At 34.9% G+C, this 1,326-nt stretch carries 3 protein-coding genes; 1 reads left to right on the top strand and 2 read right to left on the bottom strand.

The genetic code is table 11. The annotated features are described in order from the left end of the window. The first annotated feature begins 48 nt into the window (after window positions 1–48). A complete protein-coding gene (locus NL42_RS18815) occupies window positions 49–477 on the top strand; it encodes a hypothetical protein (protein ID WP_016138529.1) in 429 nt (142 codons plus the stop codon). Between the two features lie 94 nt (window positions 478–571). On the opposite strand, the gene NL42_RS18820 is transcribed toward NL42_RS18815, so the two are convergent. Both NL42_RS18820 and NL42_RS18825 read right to left on the bottom strand, forming a co-directional pair. Then, entirely contained in the window at window positions 572–889 is a 318-nt protein-coding gene (locus NL42_RS18820; protein WP_461313908.1) for a hypothetical protein, read from the bottom strand. 115 nt (window positions 890–1,004) lie between these two features. Beyond that, on the bottom strand, window positions 1,005–1,235 hold the full coding sequence (locus tag NL42_RS18825; RefSeq protein ID WP_461313909.1) for a hypothetical protein: 231 nt from the start codon (window positions 1,233–1,235) through the stop codon (window positions 1,005–1,007). Between the last annotated feature and the right edge of the window lie 91 nt (window positions 1,236–1,326).

Here is a 1,326-nt window from a genome sequence, read left to right on the forward strand (position 1 = left end):
TTCATCCAAAATTCATTGTAGTCATGACAGTTTTATAAAGGTAAGGATATGCCCCAGTACTTAAGAATAGCTGAGAAAATATATCAAAATGTTAAAGAAAAAAAAGGCTTTACAGATGAGCCTATGGAAGATCTCAACAATTTGATGATTGAACTCAGACATGAGCTTAAGGGGACAAAGCTTAAGCTTTTATATAATTATATTGATTTTGCTGAATTACTGATTAAACCTCTACAAGAATCTAAAATTAAATTGGATTTAAGTATTATTCCTAAGAGTAGGAATACTCAAGAATTTGTATTATGGCTTGCAGGTTTTATTGAACGGATTACAACAGGTGGACAAGAAAAGTTACCACCAATCCAAGCGAAGGTTGCTTTACCTACCTACGCTTATGAGGAAACTTATTCTACTTCAGAAACGCCTGTAAATAACGGAGAAGAAATTATTGAATATTTTAAGAAAAAAGAAAGTTAAATAAATACATATAAAAAGAGCTTATTTCCGAGGGCCAATCGGAAATAAGCTCATATTTTTAAAGTAATAAATAGAAGATACTACATTACAAATACTATCTATCGTTCCATGCATCTTTAATTGCCTGTTTAGCATGTTCCCATTTTAAGCGGGATTCGGCTTTAAGCTCTTCCCATTTTTGTTGAAGACTACCTTCGACATCTTCAAATTGAGCACCTTCTTCAGATTCGGTACGGGCACGATGACCTAATTCATAGGCTGTCGAGAAATCTCGATCATAATCTAGATCTGGAGTAGTAAGTTGAGCTTCTTGATAATAAGGACGGGTAACGTAACTTTCGCGCCAATAGGCTTCAGAATAGTTATGGTCGCCAGCTGGCAGTCGTGCGTGATCGCTATTTTGATCTGTCATCGGTTTTTCCTCATCTATTATTAAATTTTATGCTTATGATAAATTTAGGAAGGTGAATTCACCTTCCTAAATAAAATGAATGACCGCATCAAATGGCAATTAAATCGGCAATGAATTAACGTTGCTGATTATTGTTATTTGAGTTTTGTTGGCTTGGATCTTTTTGATTAGAGCCTTGTTGTGGGCGGCGGTTGTCATTTTGCTGTTGTTGCTGATTGTTTTGTTGCTGTTGATCATTTTGCTGTTGGTTGCCGTTTGGCTGTTGCTGGTTATTGCGGTTGTCATTTTGCTGTTGTTGTTGCTGTTGATTATCGCGTTGATTGCTTTGATTATTAGTAGTGCTCATCTTTAATTACCTCATATCATTTATGATGTGTGTTTTATCTGAGAGCTTCAGATAGGGTTATTAAAACATGAAAATTTATAATGTGAAGCTT

It is taken from the genome of Acinetobacter sp. GN11 (assembly GCF_054823985.1).

What these genes read in the sequence shown, in the direction of transcription:
- NL42_RS18815 (WP_016138529.1), top strand. Translation starts at nt 49, where the DNA reads ATGCCCCAGTACTTAAGAATAGCTGAGAAAATATATCAAAATGTTAAA.
- NL42_RS18820 (WP_461313908.1), bottom strand. Translation starts at nt 889, where the DNA reads ATGACAGATCAAAATAGCGATCACGCACGACTGCCAGCTGGCGACCAT.
- NL42_RS18825 (WP_461313909.1), bottom strand. Translation starts at nt 1,235, where the DNA reads ATGAGCACTACTAATAATCAAAGCAATCAACGCGATAATCAACAGCAA.